The organism is Thiospirillum jenense (genome assembly GCF_014145225.1).
GTDB classification, from domain to species: Bacteria; Pseudomonadota; Gammaproteobacteria; order Chromatiales; family Chromatiaceae; genus Thiospirillum; species Thiospirillum jenense.
Window position 1 is genome coordinate 1 of record NZ_JABVCQ010000089.1, and the last position, 863, is coordinate 863.

Annotated in this window: 1 protein-coding gene; it reads left to right on the forward strand. The window is 48.6% G+C overall.

Annotated features, from left to right (window positions below; all coding sequences use genetic code 11):
• A partial coding sequence (locus HUK38_RS14625; protein WP_182585050.1) for a DEAD/DEAH box helicase occupies positions 1–863 on the forward strand: 863 nt, incomplete at both ends.

The following is an 863-nucleotide window of genomic DNA, read 5'->3' on the forward strand; positions in this document are numbered from 1 at the left end:
GTGAACAACAGCGATTATTGGTAGTGCAAAAAACCGGTTGGGGTAAAAGTATTGTTTATTTTATTGCCACGCAGTTATTGCGCGAGGCAGGCTGTGGACCAACGCTGCTCATTTCGCCCTTATTAGCCCTCATGCGTAATCAAATCGCGGCCGCTGAACGTATGGGTATCCGCGCCGCAACCATCAATTCCGACAATAAAGACGAGTGGTTAGCCATTGAAATGCAGATGCGCAATCATTGCGTTGACATGCTGCTCATTTCACCCGAACGATTAGCCAATGAGCGATTTCGCAGCATTGTGTTAGCGCCAATGGCCGCCCGGATTGCATTATTAGTGGTGGATGAAGCGCATTGCATTTCTGATTGGGGACATGATTTTCGCCCGCATTATCGGTTAATTGAACGCATGGTGCGCACCTTGCCACCCAATTTGCGGTTATTAGCGACGACCGCAACGGCCAATAATCGGGTGATGGAAGATTTAACAGCCACGCTTGGCCCGCAATTAACTGTATTACGCGGTGATTTGAATCGCCCATCATTAACATTGCAAACCATTCGTTTGCCGAATCAAGCCGAGCGATTAGCGTGGTTAGCCGAACAAATACCGCAATTAGCGAACAGTGGCATTGTTTATACGTTGACGGTGCGCGATGCCGAACAAGTTGCCAATTGGTTATTAACCTGCGGCATCAACGTTGCGGCGTATCACAGCGAAACAGAGCGCCGTCCCGAATTAGAACAGGCGTTATTAGACAATCAAGTCAAGGCGTTAATTGCCACAACTGCGCTCGGCATGGGCTATGATAAACCTGATCTGGGTTTTGTCATTCATTACCAAATGCCCGGTTCCGTTGTGCAT